Origin of the sequence: Pseudarthrobacter phenanthrenivorans Sphe3, assembly GCF_000189535.1 — a bacterium.
Taxonomy (GTDB): domain Bacteria; phylum Actinomycetota; class Actinomycetes; order Actinomycetales; family Micrococcaceae; genus Arthrobacter; species Arthrobacter phenanthrenivorans.
The window spans coordinates 44,721-60,630 of the sequence record NC_015147.1 but is presented as its reverse complement, the minus strand read 5'-3'; the positions used below and the strand labels follow the sequence as shown (position 1 = coordinate 60,630).

The window sequence follows — 15,910 nt, the reverse complement described above, 5'->3', positions numbered from 1 at the left end:
CGGCTCTCTAACCGGACTCCGACCCAAGGGCGGCGTGCCATCATCCTGCAGAGGCCAGACCGTGGGCCTGTCCGGCGCTGACAGAATCCTGAGCATTGCCGCGACGGTATTGTTCTCGTTCGCCCTTGGAACCCTGGCAGTGGTGGTGCCGATATTGGCCATTGCCGTGGGGTACAGCACGGTCGAAGTCGGAATGATGGTTGCACTTGCAGCAGTCTCGCAGTTAGTGACCCGGATCTTCCTGGGAGCACTGATGCGCAGGGTCCCAGACAAAGCCCTCCTCGTGGGAGCAGCGCTCATGATTGCCGTCTCGTGCGCTCTGATCGCAGTCTCAGATGCATTGGCAATTTTCGTAGTATCCCAGCTGGTCCAGGGCTCGGCTCGAGCCTTGTTCTGGACCAGCAGCCAGACGCACGCCGTCCGCATGTCGACCTCGTCTGTCAAGGGACTGACTGACGTGAATCTCGCCGCAGGGGTCGGAGCACTGCTGGGACCTGCACTTGCCGGTTATCTCTGGGAACTTTCGACACCGCTGCCGCTGATCGTGGCGGCAGCGGCAGGATCGGCGGCCGTCATCCCTGCTGCCCTTCTGACCAGGCTTCCTGTGTTCGCTCCGGAGCATGCCACAGGCGGAATAATGGCGCGAGGCCTCTGGCGGCGCCCTGGCGTCGATGCCGCCTGCTGGATGAACGCTGGAGCGGGCGCCTGGAAGAGCCTCTTGGACTCCTACGTTCCCATCGTGCTCTCCCTTGCCGGCCAACCCGTCGCCGTCATCGGAATCCTGGTAGCCATACCCAACGCTGCCGTCCTGGCCGGAAGTGCATCTGCGAGCTGGCTGCGCAGGCGGGGAAACAGGACGTCCCTTCTCACGGGCCTCCTGGCCACGGGGACGGGCTTGGCCGCGGCGGGGCCACTGGCCGGCGCCGCAGTTGCCGCCGCCGCCGCCCTCGCTGTTTCCGGCGTTGGTGCCGGGATCCTCCAGACTGTCGGACCGGCCATAGCTGCAGATGAAGTGCACCCGGAAGAACGCGGGGATGCTCTCTCCCTGACTGGCACGGTACGGGCTTCAGCGCTCTTCCTAACACCGTTTGTGATGGCACTGCTGGTCAGCGTGGTCCCTGTTGCCGCAGCGCTGGTCACGGCCGGCGTCCTCATGACCCTTCCAGCAGCTGGAAGTATCCGCAGAAAAGACCTTCCAGCGCAGATCGCGCCAACAGAATCAGGTCCAGGCAGGCCGCTCCAACAAACTCAGCTTGAAGCTCCCGAGAAAAAGGTGCCCGATGACAACTGAAACGACTGACACCACTGCTTCGGACATTCCCCGGCTGAAATTGCCGCACGGACACACCATTCCCCGGCTTGGCCTCGGAACCTGGCCGATGCTGGAAGACGAGTGCGAAACTGCGGTGCGTTTCGCACTGCAGAGCGGTTACCGCCTGGTCGACACCGCGTTCCAGTACAGAAACGAAGAAGCAGTCGGCCGGGGCATCCGCACCGCCGGCGTCCCCCGATCCGAATTATTTATTTCCAGCAAGTTCAACAAAGAGTCCCACAGCATCGATGGAGTGCAGCGCGCCTACGACGAGAGCCTGCGCAAACTCGGCCTTGACCATCTGGACATGTTCATGTGTCACTGGCCGGTTCCGGCCTTGGGCAAGTACGTGGACGCCTGGAAGGGCCTTGTGAAGTTGCTGGAGGAGGGCCGTGTAAAAGCCATTGGAGTTTCAAATTTCAAACCAGCCCACCTGAAGGACATTATCGATGCAACGGGAGTAGTTCCGGACGTAAACCAGATCCAACTGAGCCCCGACCTTGCCCGGACTGAGCCGCGCGCTGTCCACAGGTTATTGGGAATAGTCACCGAAGCCTGGAGTCCTATCGGTCGGTCCTCCGGTCTGCGGGCGAATCCGCTGATCATCGAGATCGCTCAGCGCCTGGACAAATCTCCAGCCCAAGTCCTGCTGCGGTGGCATGTCCAACAGGACATCGTCCCCATCCCGCAAGCATCCGACCCTCTGTGGCTCAAAGAAAACTTATCCGTTTTCGACTTCTCGCTCACCGCGGGAGAGATGGCCTCGATTCGGAAGTTGGACAGGGGCGAAGAGGCCGCCCGTGATTCTGACTCACCCGAAAATGGCCATTGACTCGGCCTATGCTCCTCTCTCTGAAGTGAGAGGGGTTGACGAACGTCACATTTTCAGTCATTCTCTTGAATACAGAAATATTCTCTGCAAAACAGAGAAACCAGCATGCGGGCCCAACGAAGGAGACCTTTCATGACAGATCAGACCAGCGTCATCCAGGACGTGCAACGAGGCATGATTCCTGCACACATCTACAACGACAAGGAGATCTTCGAACTCGAAAAGGAGCGCCTCTTCGGACGGAGCTGGCTCTTCGTCGCCCATGAGTCGGAGGTGCCAGAAGCCGGCGACTACGTGGTGCGCCGCGTGCTGGAAGACTCATTCATCATTTCCCGCGACGAGCAGGGCGAAATCCGCGCCCTCTTCAATATGTGCCTGCACCGCGGAATGCAGGTCTGCCGGGCCGAAATGGGAAACGCCTCGCATTTCCGTTGCCCCTACCACGGCTGGTCCTACCGCAATGACGGACGCATTGTGGGCCTGCCGTTCCATAAGGAGGCCTACGGCGGCGAAGAGGGCTTCAAGAAAAAAGGGCAGACCCTGCTTCCCGCCCCGTCCCTGGGCGTATATAACGGGCTGATTTTCATTAGCCTTGACCCCGACGCGGAACCCCTCGAGGACTTCCTGGGCGACTTCAAGTTCTACATGGACTACTACACCAAGCAAAGTGCTGACGGCATTGAACTCCGCGGCCCTCAGCGGTGGCGGGTCAAGGCGAACTGGAAGATCGGTGCTGAAAACTTCGCCGGCGACATGTACCACACGCCCCAAACGCACACGTCGGTGGTTGAAATTGGCCTCTTCCGCGAGCCAAAGGCGGAGAAGCGCAAGGATGGCACAACGTACTGGGCCGGTAACGGCGGCGGAACCACCTACAAGCTTCCCGAAGGCACCCTGGAAGACCGGCTGCGCTACGTCGGTTACCCGGACGACATGATCGCGCGGATGAAGGAACAGTGGAGCCAGGAGCAGCTCGATGTCGTGGGCAAGGACGGGTTCATGGTGTCGGCCGCCTCGGTCTTCCCAAACATGAGCTTCGTCCATAACTGGCCCCGTGTAGAAGAAGACTCCGACGAAGTTCTCCCATTTATCTCCATCCGCCAATGGCAGCCCATCAGCGAAGACGAGACCGAGATCGTTTCCTGGTTCGCCGTGGACAAGAACGCGTCCGAGGAATTCAAGGCGCTTTCGTACAAGGCCTATCTCATGTGCTTCGGCAGCGGCGGCATGTTCGAACAGGATGACGTTGAAAACTGGGTCTCGCTGACGAGCACGGCGGGTGGCCCGATGGCCCGCCGCCTGCTGCTCAACAGCCGTATGGGCATGCTGGAAAACGGGCAGAACGTTGTAGAACCGCTGACCTCCGATGAGTATTCAGGGCCAGGTTCCACCCGGATCGGCTACAGCGAATACAACCAGCGTGAACTGCTGCGGCGGTGGGCCGACCACTTGGGACGGCCGATGGAGAAGGCGGCTCAGCTGCACGTCGGCACCGACCCGATTCAGGCACCCCCGGCCGGCGGGGCGGGCCCTTCACTGGCCCCCGCCGGAAGCACCGTTGTCCCAACTGCGCAGATCATTTCAGAGGAGGCCTAGCCATGAGTGTTGAAGCCGACCGCAACGGCAAGACCCTTTCCGAACAGTCCGTTCTGGGCGGGCATGCCCCGCGCACCCAGAGAACAGGAGAATCCCTCCCGTTCGACGACGCGCTCCACCTTCAGGCGCACCGCTGGCTGGTTGATGAAGCCTATCTCCTGGACGCCCAGGACTACGACGCCTGGATGTCACGAATCGCTGAAGACGTGCACTATCTCATGCCGGTCCGGGTAACGACCGCCCTCGGCGCCGGATACACCACGTCCCCCGGCATGGCCCATCTCGACGAAAACAGGTACTCGCTCAGCCGGCGGGTAGCGCGTTTCGCCACCGAACATGCCTGGACAGAAGACCCGCCTTCACGGTTACGCCACTACGTCACGAACGTTCGAACATTCCGCACAGACAATCCGGATGAAATCATCGTGGATTCGGCGGTCCTGCTCTTCCGCAGCAGGGGTGACGTGCGTGAAGCAGCCACGGTGTCCGCCGGCCGGGAAGACCTGCTGCGCCGTACCGGAACGGGATGGGAGCTCGCACGCCGAACCATCATGGTGGACGAATCGGTTATCCGCATGCAGAACCTGGCCATATTCCTATGAAAATCGGATGGGAAGGCGAGGAAGAAGACCGCCTTGCCGCCATTCGCGCGGCAGAGGAACGCCTCCGGCTGGAAGCACACACCACCGGCGCCCCGATCGTCATTGCCAATGAGTTTTCCGAAGTGCACATCAGCAGGGTGGAGACACGCAACGGTTCCAGGCTGATGATCACATCCCCGCGCTCCGGCCAGTGGGTCTCTTTGTGCCCCCTGGAACTTGAGTCACTGACCTGGCAGGCGCCGGCAACGTTCTCCGCCATGATCGGAAATCCCTTCGGTCCGCTCATCCCCGAGGATGAACGGCCGCCCCAATTCAAGAAGAACAGCAAAACTTAGGCCAAGGAGCTTTGAACATGCCTGTCGTAAAAGCAGACCTCGCAGCCTGCCAAGGGTACGCCAACTGCGTTGTCGGGGCGACCGACTACTTCGATCTGGATGATGACGGGATCGTAGTCCTCCTCAAGACCGAGGTACCCGAGGCTGACCGAGCCCGCGTCGTGGAGGCAGCCCGCAGCTGCCCCGTTTCCGCCCTGATAGTGGAGGACTAGTTGGATACAGTAACTGTCATCGTCGGTTCCTCCATCGGGGGCGTGCGCACGGCGCAGTCCTTACGCCTGGAGGGATACGAAGGACGCATCGTCATCGTCGGTGAAGAAACAGAACTGCCCTACGACAAACCACCCTTGTCCAAGGCCGTCCTGGCGGGTACAGCGACCGAAGCCTCCGCCTGCTTGCTGAACCGCGACCAGGCGCAGGAACTGGGCATAGAACTGGAGCTTGGACATGCCGCTACCGGGATCGACGTCGCGGGCAACCTGCTCCAGCTGCAGGGCCGTGAAGCTCTGCGCTTCGATAACTTGGTCATTGCCACAGGCGCCTTTGCCCGGCCCTCCCCGTGGGGACACCGGCCCGGCATCCATGTTCTTCGTACCCTCGACGATGCCCGCAGCCTTCGCGCAGATCTTGCAAAGGGGGGACAGCTGGCTGTCATCGGTGCGGGGTTCATCGGGGCAGAAGCCGCGGCGACAGCACGAGGACTCGGTCTGGAAGTGACAGTCATTGACCCCCTCCCGGTCCCCATGAGCCGGATCTTCAATGCTGAAGTCGGGCAATGGTTCGGAGACCTTCACCGCAGCAACGGCGTGACGACGATCTTTGGTACCGGGGTTGAGACCATCGACGGCGAACAGGGCTCCTTCACCCTGCGGCTCACCAACGGCCAGAACCTGGAGGCCGCCACAGTTCTGGTCGGAATTGGCGCCGTTCCCAATGATGCCTGGCTCAGTTCTTCGGGTCTGCTCGTGGATAACGGACTGGTGCTCGACGAATACTGCCGTACGGTGGACGCCCCGCAAATCTACGGCGTCGGCGACGTTGCCCGGTGGCGGCACCAAAAACACGGCGAGGATATCCGGATTGAGCACTGGACGAACGCCGTCGAGCAGGCAGCGTGCGTGGCTTACAACATCACCCATCCGGAGAACCCCCGCGCCTACACTCCGGTCGAATACGTCTGGAGCGACCAACATGACTGGAAGATCCAGGTGGTAGGCCGGGTGGGCGGAAACGCCGAACACGTTACCATCGGGCATCCGGAAGTTCACGGCCGCTTTGCCGCCCTCTACACAGTCGACGGTACCAACCTGAGCGGTGCAGCGATCGTGAACTGGCCAAAGGCCCTTCTGGCATGCCGGCGGGGCATGGGTCCGGGGATCACGGTCCAAGAACTGCGGGAAAAACTAGAACCGATGCTGGACCCCCAGCCACTGACGGCATCGTAATGGGACAAACTCAGCCGCCCCCGGCACACGCCGCGGAAAGGGAAGCCATTGCATTGGCCTGCCGCGTGCTGGCACACCGCGGCCTGGCAGACGGAATCCTCGGCCATATCAGCCTCCGAATAGGCGAGAACAGCCTGCTCGTTCGATGCAGGGGCCCCCAGGAGCGAGGATTGGCATTCACCGAAGCCAGCGACATCCGCCTGGTGGACCTCGACGGCAACCCTGCTGCTGAGGGCGAGCTGGAGGGAGGCTACGCCGTCCCGAACGAACTTCCACTGCACACCGAACTGTTACGGCAACGCAGTGACATTAACGCGGTCGTCCACGCGCACCCGCCGCGGGTTGTCGCCGCGGACCTCGCCGGGCTTGGTGTCCGCCCGATCGTCGGAGCCTTCGATATTCCCGGGACCCGCCTGGCAGCCGGCGGGGTGCCCGTGTACCCGCGAGGAGTGCTGGTCAGGAACCGCCAGCTGGCGGCGGAAATGCTCCACGCCATGGGTGACCGTCCTATAGTGCTGCTCCGCGGCCATGGGCTGACCAGCGCCGCGGAGACTGTGGAGCAAGCAGTGCTCCAGGCGATCAGCGTAGATACGCTTGCCGGGTTGTCACTCCAGGTAACGGCATCCGGGGGAGAGCTCGCAGACCTTCCAGAATCGGACATGGCTGAACTGCCCGACCTGGGTGGATCGTTCAACACCCAAACGGCCTGGAGACACGAACTCGCCCGGCTGAAGGCCGCCGAGTGAAGCTAGCCACCAAAGGAAAACAGAGACCCGCACTCGGGCTGGATACGATGTTAGGCATGCAGTCAACAAATACAGACACCGAGTCCAGAAACGGTCCGCCCCCGCAGTACCGTATCGAATCTGTTGACAATGCATTGCGACTGCTACTGCTATTCGAAACCCAACCCAGCATCCGGTTGACAGATGCGAGTAACTATCTGGGAGTCGCATCCTCGACGGCGCACCGGCTTATGGGGATGTTGCTCTACCGGGGTTTCGTGCGGCAAAATCCGGCTACTCGCGCCTATGAGCCAGGCCAGGCGCTCAGCTCCATTGCTTTCGCCATCAGGCGTCAAGTGGACATAAGGACCCTCGCCCGCCCTGTCCTTGAACAGCTATTCCAGCAAACAGGGGAAACGGTCCACTTCGCCCGTCTCGAGAGGACAGATGCCCAATTCATCGATGCCATCGAAAGCTCAAGGGCAGTGCGGGTAGGTTCCCGACAAGGCCTCACGTTACCGGCGAATTGCACTGCTACAGGAAAAGCGATGTTGAGCCGGCTCACCCAGGAGCAGCTACATGCGCTCTACCCGAAGAAGGAACTCCCAGGCCTGACAGGAAACTCCATAACGTCGCGGGTTGACCTTGAAGCCGAACTTGATGAAATTCGCCGCATTGGTTACGCGACAAGCAGGGAAGAAAGCGAAGACGGGGTCACTTCGGTCGCCGTATCGATTGCGGGACCGAGCGGCACGCTTTACGGAATAAACGTTTCGGTGCCCGCCCATCGCATGTCCGACAAGCTGCGAGCCGAACTCGGGGAAATGCTTCGCACCTCCGCTGAGGACCTTCAAGGACTGCTGCTTTAGCCCTCACAGCGCGGTGGCGCCCTTGGCTCCTGGCTCGTTGACGGGATCGCTTTCCTTGCCTTCCATAGCGGGGGGTCCATCCAAGATCTGGGCGATGGTGGAGCCGACTAATTCGAAGTGGCTGATTTCTGCTGCCGCGGGGGCATCGACGCCGTACGCGAGACCTGACTTGACGAGGATCCGGCATTGGACTGTGCCATACGCCGGGTCACGGCGGCAAACAGCCTGCCCGGGGCCGTCTCGGAACTTACGGGCTCATACGGTGGGCCGAACGAGCTCAGGCGTTTGACCCAGCTCACCGTGGACCCCGGTGCGAAGTGGAAAGCAGGACCGCGCTTCGCCTGTTCCTTCTCCACGGTCGTCGGCGCGTCTCGCATCGACGTAAATGTCTGCAGGACCTGTATCAGTCAAGACGTCACGGCAGGGCCTCAGGGCGCGCGAAAACTGTGCAACGACTTGATGGATGCCGCGAGGTCGGAGCGGAAGAAAGCCAACATCTCCGCAGCACGAGCCGCGTTGTTGGAGGATGTCGCGACAGCACCCGCGAAGACCGTGCTGATCGCGCAGTCGGCCGGGAGGACGCCGAGGATACACACGCCGGGCTGCCCGACCAGTTCGCTGAGCTGCTGCAGGCCGAGATCGACCTCACCATCTGCGAGCAGGCGCGCCACGGGCACGCCTGGACGGGCCTGCACAAGCCGGTCGCTGACTTCATCGGTCATGCCCCAGTGGTCGATCATTCGCAACAGCTCAAGGCCGCTCGGTCCGGTGGAATATCCGATGCGGAATGCCGCGCGCAGGGCGCTGCGAAGCTCGTCGGCATTCGTAAAGGCCGTGCCTCCGGAACATGCTGCTGCATCGGCGCTGCGTGCGGCCACGCCTACGGCGACATCCGACAGTACGATCGGGGCGATGGATGCCGGGTCGACGTGCCGCTCGGCAGCGAGGCGTTGGAGAGCGTCCTCGGCGAGGAACACAAGGTCGAACGGCTCGCCGGCGGTCACCCGCTGGGCGGCGTCCACTCCGCCTACGGATTCGAGCTGCAGAAGCGGTAGCCCCGCCGCGGCGGCAGCTTCGGCAAGGTCGGCGAGAACGCGGCGGGTGGCCATCGACGAGATCGCTTTCATGCGGCATCCTCGAAAGTCTCAGCGTCTACTTCGGCGGCAGATGCTGGCGCATATCGCGCGCCAGAGATGGTGGCCGTGCCAATCAGCTCGCCGGCCCGCGTCAGCAGCGCGCCGTCGACAGAGATGTCGGCCGCCGCCATGTTCTCACGCAGGTGCGCGACGCTCGTTGTTCCCGGGATCGGCAGAACATGATCGCCGCGGGAGATCAGCCAGGCCAGCGCGAGCTGTGCTGGGGTGCAACCGGCCTCCGCAGCCAGCTCTCGCCAAGAGGCCAGCAGCGTCACATTTGCACCCCAGTGCTCGGGCTGGAAGCGCGGCATACTGCGGCGGATGTCGTTTGGGGACAGCTCAGTTGGGTCCTTGATCGCATCGGCGAGGAAACCCCTTCCGACCGGCGAAAACGCAACCAGAGTCACGCCGTCCTCGCGAGTGGCGTCGAGCATGCCAAGCTCGGCATTGCGACTCCACAGCGAGTACTCGTTCTGCACGGCTGCGATAGAGGTGATTGCCTGCGCCTCGCGCAGTCGCCCGACCGACACCTCGGACAGGCCGATTGCGCCGATCTTGCCCGCGGCGACCATCTCGACCAGCGCGCCGACGCTATCGCCGATTGGCACCTTCTTGTCCCACCGGTGAAGGTAGTACAGGTCGATGTAGTCGACGCCAAGGCGGCTCAGCGAAGCGTCGACCTGTGCCCGCAGCGTATCGGGGCGTCCATCGATGACTTTCACGCCGTCGACGGACGCCATCCCGCACTTGCTCGCCAGGAAGACCTCGTCACGGCGCCCCGCGATCGCAGCACCTACAAGCTCTTCGTTGCGGCCGCCGCCGTACAGTGTTGCCGTGTCGAGCATCCCGATGCCTTCATCGAGAGCTGTGCGCAGCATCGTCAGCCCCTCGTCACGCGACGGGGGGACACCGTACGCGTGACTCAGCGACATACAGCCCAGGCCGATGGGGGGTAGCCTCACGACAGCTGCTTCTCAAGCGAGCCGAGCACTCGGTAGCAGTCGATCACGTGGCGAAGCGAGGAGTTCGGCTCGCGTCCCTCGCGGATAGCCGAAATGAATTCACGATCCTGCAGCTCAATACCGTTCATGCTGACAGCGACATGCGACACGTCTATCGGCTCCTCACGGCCGTTGTAGAGATCGTCGTAACGCGCGATGTAGGTCTCGGTGTCGCCGATGTAGCGGAAGAACGTGCCGAACGGCCCGTTGTTGTTGAACGACAGCGACAGTGTACAGATCGCGCCCGACTCGCTCTTGAGCTGGATCGACATGTCCATCGCGATGCCGAGTTCAGGGTGGATCGGGCCCTGGATCGCGTTCGCATGCACGATCTTGCCTGCCTGGTAGGCGAACAAGTCAACGGTGTGCGCGGCATGATGCCATAGCAGGTGGTCGGTCCAGGACCGGGCCTCGCCCTTCGCGTTCGTGTTGGTGCGGCGGAAAAAGTACGTCTGCACGTCCATTTGCTGCACGTGGAACTCCCCTGACGCGATCCGGTTATGCACCAACTGGTGCGAGGGGTTGAAGCGGCGGGTGTGGCCGACCATTGCGACGCGATTGGATGATTCAGCCGCCTCGAGCGCTGCCTCGGCGTCCACGATCGAGTCGGCCAACGGAATCTCGACCTGCACGTGCTTGCCGGCGGCGAGCACCGCCTGGGTCTGAGACGCGTGGAGCCCCGTGGGCGTCGCAAGGATCACCGCGTCGACGTCGTCGCGCTCGAGCACGGCGTCCAGGCCGACAACGGCGTTCTCGACGCCGTATTTCTCGGCAACTGCCTGGGTCGGTTCGAGCCGCGTGCCGCTGACGACGGTTACCTCGACATCGGGGATGTTCATCAGGCCGTCGAGATGTTTCATGCCGAAGGCGCCTGCGGCGCCGACGACGGCCACACGGATCTTCTCAGTCATGGGGGCTCCTTTGTTGCGGATGCGGTCAGTCGGTCTGGTTCGTGAGAACAAGGTGGCCGACGGCGGTGTTCGACGCGGGCACGTGGTAAAAGCGGTGATTCACCTCGGGGCTCTCGCCTCCGAACTGATCATCCATCGCACCGCGCGCGATGAGCCAGTCGACTAGCTCGATGCCCTCGGAACCGGCCTCGTCGACGTACTCCATGTGCTGCCATTCTGTCAGGCCCACGGGGTCGGCGATGAGGTGGTCCAGGAATGCGTTGTCCCACTCCTCGTTAATGAGGCCAGCGCGGGGGCCCTGCAGCTGGTGGCTCATGCCGCCGGTTCCCCAAATTTGAACGTTGAGCGGCTCACCGTCCCACTTGTCCAGCGCGCGGCGGAGCGCACGCCCGAGTTCGTAGCAGCGACGTCCGGACGGCACCGGATACTGCACAACGTTCACGGCGAGGGGGATGACCCTGACGGGCCATTCCTCGACATCGCCATACACAAGCGACAGCGGCACCGTGAGGCCGTGATCCACGACCATCTCGTTGACGAGCGTGAGGTCGAAGTCATCCTGGATCACGGACTGGGCGATGTGTGCGGCCAGCTCGGGATAGCCTTTGACGTCGGGCACAGGGCGGGGGCCATAGCCCTCGTCCGCGACCGGGTACTCCGCGCCGGTGCCGAGTACGAAGGTCGGGATGATCGAGGAGTCGAAGGCTGTGGCGTGGTCGTTGTACACCAGGATGACGACGTCGGGCAGGTTCTCCTTGGCCCACTCTCGCGTCCACTCATACCCGGAGAACACCTTCTTCCAGTACGGCTCCTCGGTCTTACCGAGGTCCATCGCTGCGCCGATCGCCGGCACGTGCGAGGTGAATAGTGCCGAGGTGTACTGCGCCGGAGCATCCTGCCGCACCGTCTCCGCCTTCTCGCCGGGCTCAGGAGGCGTCCATCCGTCGAGGTCCTTGAGGCGGTTTCCCTCCGGGCGGCGCCCACCGCCGATCATCATGTCTCGGTACGCGGCCTCAGACATGCCCGTCATCGAGCCGGCCATCTGCTGAAAGCTCAGGCCGTGAGTGGCGCCGATCTTGGCCAGGAAGTAGATGTTCCCGCCCTCGGCGATGCAGGTGTTGAGGTCGATGTCGAGCACCGCCTGGCGCTGCACCGGGTTGAGAGGCCACTCGTCCAGGTACGCACCGCGGTCGGCCAGATACCGTTCGCGGTTCTCCGGTTTCATCAGCGACATGCAGAACTGGTTTAGGTTGTAGCCCTTTCGGGCCTGGTCGGCATCAAAGATGGTGGTGCCAGGGACGTCATTGTATGGTTTGTCGAGTGTCATGTCATACTCCTTCGGGCCAGTAGAGGCGGCGAGGATTGTCGACAAGCAGCTGCCGTTGCAGTTCCGACGTCGCCGCGATCTGCGGGATGTAGTCGACCAGAAGCCCGTCGTCGGGCATGTGGTCCTTGAGGTTGGGGTGCGGCCAGTCGGTTCCCCAGAGGACGCGGGAGGGGAACTCCTCGACTACGCGGCGGGCGAAGGGGACGACGTCGCGGTAGGCGTGCTGTTCGCCTTCGAGGGCGCGGGGGCCGGTGACGGACAGACGCTCTGGGCAGGAGACCTTGGTCCACACGTTAGTGTTCTCACGCATGAATCGCAGGAACAGTTCGAACTCGGGACCGTCCGGATCCTTGGTAACGTCGGGCCGTCCCATGTGATCGACGACCAAGTCGGTCGGGATCGACGAAAAGAAGTCGTACAGCTCGGGCAGATCCTCGGCTTCGAAGTAGATCACAACGTGCCATCCAAGTGGCGCGATCTTGGCCACGATCTCCTCGAGCGAGTCGGTGGGCACGCGGTCGACCAGACGTTTCACGAAGTTGAACCGGACGCCCCGTACCCCGGCCTCATGCAACTCGGCGAGTTGATCGTCGGTCACGTCACGGCGGACGGTCGCAACACCGCGGGCGCGACCTTCGCTACGCTGCAATGCGTCGACCAGGGCCCGGTTGTCGGAACCGTGGCATGTCGCCTGTACGATGACGTTCCGGTCGAATCCCAGCTGGTCTCGCAAGGCGAACAGCTGGTACGCCGAGGCGTCGCATGGAGTGTACTTGCGCTGAGGTGCGTAGGGGAACTGCCCGCCCGGCCCGAACACATGGCAGTGGGCGTCTACAGAGCCCTCTGGCAGCCGGAACGTCGGTGTGCTCGGTCCGTCGTACCAGTCGAGCCAGCCCTCCGACTTCTCGAAATCTCCGGTGGTATCGCCGTGTGTCATCATCAGTTCTCCACGTATTCCAGGCCGGCCTTGGCGAGAGGCCCGCGCATGCCGTAGACATCCAGGCCCAAGGCGCCCTCGCGGAACTTCATGCGTTTGGCTTCCTCGTTATCCTCGCGCTTCTGGCTGGCGTCTGCCACCGCTCTGACAAGCTCGCGCGGGACAACCACGACGCCGTCGACGTCGGCCACGACCACGTCGCCAGAGTTCACCACGGCGTTCGCGACCACTACGGGGATGTTCACCGATCCGAGGGTGGCCTTGACCGTGCCTTTGGCGTTGACAGCGCGGGAGAACACCGGGAAATCCATCTTCTCCAGATCGGCGACGTCGCGGACACCACCGTCGATCACCAAGCCCTTGCAGCCGCGGGCGGTCAGCGAGGTGGCGAGCAGCTCGCCGAAGAAGCCGTCCTCGCTTTCGGTAGTGCAGCCGGCGACGATCACATCGCCTTCCTGCACCTGCTCGACGGCGACGTGGAACATCCAGTTGTCACCAGGCTGTAGCAGCACGGTCACTGCCGGACCACAGAGCTTAGCGCCGGTGTAGGCCGGCCTGATGTAGGGGCGCAGGAGCCCGACTCGCCCCATCGCCTCATGGATAGTGGAGACGCCGAACTGCGAAAGCCGTTTGACGTCCGTGGGATCCGGACGTTCGATGTTGGTGCGGACGATGCCGAGGTTGTTCAGTCGCATTGATGGTCCTCTCAGAGCCCGCGCGCAATAAGGGCGCGGTCAAGCCGTGGGTAGACACGGCGGGCGTTGTCTTCGAACACCTGCGCGCGCTGCGCGTCGTTCAGGTTGGTGGTGGCGTCGACGTACCGCTTGGTGTCGTCGAAGTAGTGTCCGCTGCGCGGGTCGACGTCGCGCACGGCGCCGATCATCTCGCTCGCGAACAGGATGTTCTCGGTCGGGACGACCTTGGTGAGAAGGTCGATGCCCGGCTGGTGGTACACGCAGGTGTCGAAGAACACGTTGTTCAGCAGGTGCTCCTCGATTACGGGCTTGCCCAGCGCCATTGCGAGCCCACGGAAGCGCCCCCAGTGGTAGGGAACGGCGCCGCCGCCGTGAGGGATTACGAGCTTCAACTCGGGAAAGTCGCCGAACAGGTCGCCCTGGAGTAGTTGCATGAACGCGGTGGTGTCGGCATTGAGGTAGTGCGCTCCGGTCGTGTGGAAGGCCGGGTTGCACGACGTGCTGACGTGCACCATCGCAGGGATCTCGTATTCGACGAGTTTCTCGTATACCGGGTACCACGAGCGATCGGTCAGCGGCGGGGACGTCCAGTTGCCGCCGGACGGGTCGGGGTTGAGGTTCACGGTGACGGCGCCGAGTTCCTCGACGGCGCGCGTAAGCTCGGCAACGCTCGTCGCGGGATCCGTACCGGGGGACTGTGGGAGCATCGCCCCCATTAGGAAGCGTTCGGGGTAGAGCTCGCTGACGCGGGCGCACAGGTCGTTGCAGATCCGGGCCCAGGTCTCGCTCACAGCGAGGTCTCCGATGTGGTGGGCCATGAACGAGGCACGAGGGCTGAATACGGTGACGTCGCTGCCGCGCTCGTTCATGAGCTTGAGCTGGTTGGCCTCGATGGTCTCACGGATGTCGTCATCGCTGATGCGCAGGGTCGCAGGGTCAGGAGCGTCCGTGCGTCCTTCAGTGAACGCGATCTGCAGATCACGCCAGGCTCCGAGCTGTGTTGGAGCTGTGGTGTAGTGGCCGTGGATGTCGATAATCACGCGTGTCGTCCTTGTCACTGAGTGTAAACGGTGCGAAAGCAGCTGCACTTCGTTGGATCAGTGCTGCCCCAAATTGACTCTAGGGGTGTTTGCTGCAGTGGTCGAATAGATATGTAAAGACGGAGACATAGATAGGATCTATGGCATGATGTTCACCGACCTCAACCAGCTCCGGACATTCGTCACGCTCTACGAGCTGCGCAGCGTCACGGGCGCCGCCAAACGACTGCACGTGACACAGCCCACGGTCAGTTATTCCCTGAAGCGGCTGAGGGAGCGGTTCGGCGACGAGCTGTTCTGTCGCGAAGGGAACGACATGGTGCCGACCGCGAAGGCGACGCAACTGTTTGGGCCCCTACACAACGCCTTGGCACAAATAGACGCGACCGTCATGGGATCGGACGTATTCGAACCGACCGGATTCAGCGGCGAACTCTTCCTCGGACTCACCTCGATCGGCGAGCAGACGTTCCTCCCACCGATCATGACCGCCCTCGGGCGGGCCGGCGCCGATCCGCGAATTCAGGTAGAACGGCTCGATTCGGACGAGGTCGAGGGCGGGCTAATCCGCGGCACCATCGATCTGGCACTGACCGTGTCGCGGATCGCTACACCGCGGCTGTGGAGGACGCACGTGCGTTCGGTCGAATACGTGGCTCTGTCGTCCGGGTCGCATCCACTGCCCGCGACCGGGCCTGACATGTTCGAGGGGAGGCGCTTTGTACGGGTCTCCGCCCGTGGCGGGCACGTATATCCTGTGCAGGCGCTGACCGAACACGACTTGATGTCCCAGGTCGTGCTGACCATGGAGGAATACGGCACCGTGCCCGCCGTGCTCGAGGCGACGGATCTGGTCGTTCTGCTGCCTCGACATGTAGCGGGGGTGTTCTGTGGCTGGTTCCCCCGCCTTCGCATCGCCGAGCTGCCCTGGTCCGGGCACAGCACGCCGGTGGAATTGTACACGCGGCGCGAGGCCAGCCTCTCGCAGGCGCAGCGATGGTTCCGCTCGCTGGTGCTTGATGCGGTTGCGGCGGATGAATACAAGTCATAGTCATAAGCGTCTGCGGGCATCTCAAAAATCGGACAGGCCGCTCACGCCGCATCGGCGCACTGAAGAGGTCGGTGGGGACGGTGGGACCCGGTGTCG

General features: G+C 62.7%; 17 protein-coding genes and 1 pseudogene. 10 read left to right on the top strand and 8 right to left on the bottom strand.

Translation table 11 applies throughout. The annotated features are described in order from the left end of the window. The first annotated feature begins 61 nt into the window (after positions 1-61). From ASPHE3_RS20970 to ASPHE3_RS20930, 9 genes are all read left to right on the top strand, one after another. Entirely contained in the window at positions 62-1,291 is a 1,230-nt protein-coding gene (locus tag ASPHE3_RS20970; protein WP_013603158.1) for an MFS transporter, read from the top strand. Next, a complete protein-coding gene (locus tag ASPHE3_RS20965; RefSeq protein ID WP_011689781.1) occupies positions 1,281-2,144 on the top strand; it encodes an aldo/keto reductase in 864 nt (287 codons plus the stop codon). Before ASPHE3_RS20970 ends, ASPHE3_RS20965 begins: the two co-directional genes overlap by 11 nt. Before the next feature lie 132 nt (positions 2,145-2,276). Beyond that, positions 2,277-3,740 carry an aromatic-ring-hydroxylating dioxygenase subunit alpha gene (locus ASPHE3_RS20960; RefSeq protein WP_011689783.1) on the top strand — a complete coding sequence of 488 codons (1,464 nt, stop codon included), beginning with the start codon at positions 2,277-2,279 and terminating at the stop codon, positions 3,738-3,740. 2 nt (positions 3,741-3,742) lie between these two features. Further along, positions 3,743-4,342: a 3-phenylpropionate/cinnamic acid dioxygenase subunit beta gene (locus tag ASPHE3_RS20955; RefSeq protein WP_011689784.1), complete on the top strand. Its 600-nt coding sequence runs from the start codon at positions 3,743-3,745 to the stop codon at positions 4,340-4,342. Further along, a complete protein-coding gene (locus ASPHE3_RS20950) occupies positions 4,339-4,677 on the top strand; it encodes a hypothetical protein (protein ID WP_011689785.1) in 339 nt (112 codons plus the stop codon). Before ASPHE3_RS20955 ends, ASPHE3_RS20950 begins: the two co-directional genes overlap by 4 nt. A gap of 17 nt (positions 4,678-4,694) precedes the next feature. After that, complete coding sequence (locus ASPHE3_RS20945; RefSeq protein ID WP_013603014.1) at positions 4,695-4,889, top strand: ferredoxin; 195 nt, start codon at positions 4,695-4,697, stop codon at positions 4,887-4,889. Continuing rightward, positions 4,890-6,122, top strand: coding sequence for an NAD(P)/FAD-dependent oxidoreductase (locus tag ASPHE3_RS20940; protein ID WP_011689787.1), 1,233 nt, complete (start codon positions 4,890-4,892; stop codon positions 6,120-6,122). Beyond that, complete coding sequence (locus tag ASPHE3_RS20935; protein ID WP_011689788.1) at positions 6,122-6,868, top strand: class II aldolase/adducin family protein; 747 nt, start codon at positions 6,122-6,124, stop codon at positions 6,866-6,868. The genes ASPHE3_RS20940 and ASPHE3_RS20935 overlap by 1 nt, the downstream gene beginning before the upstream one ends. 47 nt (positions 6,869-6,915) lie before the next feature. Next, the gene (locus ASPHE3_RS20930; RefSeq protein ID WP_011689789.1) at positions 6,916-7,716 is read left to right on the top strand and encodes an IclR family transcriptional regulator; all 801 of its coding nucleotides are present in this window, start codon (positions 6,916-6,918) and stop codon (positions 7,714-7,716) included. A gap of 6 nt (positions 7,717-7,722) precedes the next feature. Here the strand turns inward: ASPHE3_RS20930 and ASPHE3_RS22795 are convergent. The 8 genes and pseudogenes from ASPHE3_RS22795 to ASPHE3_RS20895 form a co-directional block, all read right to left on the bottom strand. Continuing rightward, positions 7,723-7,845: pseudogene (locus tag ASPHE3_RS22795) on the bottom strand (manganese catalase family protein); the annotation flags it as partial. Positions 7,846-8,144: 299 nt separating this feature from the next. Beyond that, a complete protein-coding gene (locus ASPHE3_RS20925) occupies positions 8,145-8,843 on the bottom strand; it encodes a substrate-binding domain-containing protein (RefSeq protein ID WP_011689790.1) in 699 nt (232 codons plus the stop codon). Next, positions 8,840-9,784 carry an aldo/keto reductase gene (locus ASPHE3_RS20920; protein WP_013603155.1) on the bottom strand — a complete coding sequence of 315 codons (945 nt, stop codon included), beginning with the start codon at positions 9,782-9,784 and terminating at the stop codon, positions 8,840-8,842. The genes ASPHE3_RS20925 and ASPHE3_RS20920 overlap by 4 nt, the downstream gene beginning before the upstream one ends. Positions 9,785-9,810: 26 nt before the next feature. Next, positions 9,811-10,752 (bottom strand): Gfo/Idh/MocA family oxidoreductase, encoded by a 942-nt coding sequence (locus tag ASPHE3_RS20915; RefSeq protein ID WP_041653752.1) that lies wholly within the window; start codon positions 10,750-10,752, stop codon positions 9,811-9,813. Between the two features lie 37 nt (positions 10,753-10,789). Continuing rightward, complete coding sequence (locus ASPHE3_RS20910; RefSeq protein ID WP_013603154.1) at positions 10,790-12,091, bottom strand: protocatechuate 4,5-dioxygenase subunit alpha/beta; 1,302 nt, start codon at positions 12,089-12,091, stop codon at positions 10,790-10,792. Between the two features lies 1 nt (position 12,092). Next, positions 12,093-13,031, bottom strand: coding sequence for an amidohydrolase family protein (locus ASPHE3_RS20905; RefSeq protein ID WP_011689794.1), 939 nt, complete (start codon positions 13,029-13,031; stop codon positions 12,093-12,095). Continuing rightward, complete coding sequence (gene ligK / locus ASPHE3_RS20900) at positions 13,031-13,717, bottom strand: 4-carboxy-4-hydroxy-2-oxoadipate aldolase/oxaloacetate decarboxylase (RefSeq protein WP_409372061.1); 687 nt, start codon at positions 13,715-13,717, stop codon at positions 13,031-13,033. The genes ASPHE3_RS20905 and ligK overlap by 1 nt, the downstream gene beginning before the upstream one ends. A gap of 17 nt (positions 13,718-13,734) precedes the next feature. Then, positions 13,735-14,763 carry an amidohydrolase family protein gene (locus ASPHE3_RS20895; RefSeq protein ID WP_013603153.1) on the bottom strand — a complete coding sequence of 343 codons (1,029 nt, stop codon included), beginning with the start codon at positions 14,761-14,763 and terminating at the stop codon, positions 13,735-13,737. A 145-nt stretch (positions 14,764-14,908) separates the two neighbouring features. On the opposite strand from ASPHE3_RS20895, the gene ASPHE3_RS20890 reads away from it, so the two are divergent. Beyond that, positions 14,909-15,814, top strand: coding sequence for a LysR family transcriptional regulator (locus ASPHE3_RS20890; protein WP_011689712.1), 906 nt, complete (start codon positions 14,909-14,911; stop codon positions 15,812-15,814). Positions 15,815-15,910: the final 96 nt, after the last annotated feature.